The organism is Stenotrophomonas sp. 3diitr2024 (genome assembly GCF_042136455.1).
Taxonomy (GTDB): domain Bacteria; phylum Pseudomonadota; class Gammaproteobacteria; order Xanthomonadales; family Xanthomonadaceae; genus Stenotrophomonas; species Stenotrophomonas sepilia.
On record NZ_JBHHMJ010000208.1, the window covers coordinates 1 to 347 of the forward strand.

At 68.0% G+C, this 347-nt stretch carries 2 pseudogenes; both read right to left on the reverse strand.

Annotated elements, in window-relative coordinates:
- Positions 1 to 108: 108 nt before the first annotated feature.
- Positions 109 to 240 (reverse strand): annotated as a pseudogene (locus ABGA94_RS04770) (LLM class flavin-dependent oxidoreductase); the annotation flags it as partial.
- Positions 239 to 347: pseudogene (locus ABGA94_RS04775) on the reverse strand (MarR family transcriptional regulator); the annotation flags it as partial. The pseudogenes ABGA94_RS04775 and ABGA94_RS04770, both read right to left, overlap by 2 nt.

The following is a 347-nucleotide window of genomic DNA, read 5'->3' on the forward strand; positions in this document are numbered from 1 at the left end:
GTTGACCCGCAGGTAGAACGCCACGGCGATATCGGCACGCATGTTGTCGCGGCAGATCAGGCCTTCCTTGCCGCGGCGGTCGATCTGCAGCGTGATCAGGCTGATCCGCATCAGCTCGTCAGGCTTGTGCCGCTCAACGAAAGCGGCGATACCCTCGGCGACCTGTTGAGGATCGCCCAGCACGGTGCAGGCCAGGGCCCGTTCCACGCCCAGCTTTTCGTGCGGCTCCCAGAAGGCTTCAGGGCCGGCGGGCGTCCTGCAGGCGCTGCGCGAAGGGCCGCTGTGCGAGCGCTGCAAGGGCGTCGCGCAGCACCTGCTCCAGCGGCTGCCCCAGATCGGCATCGAGG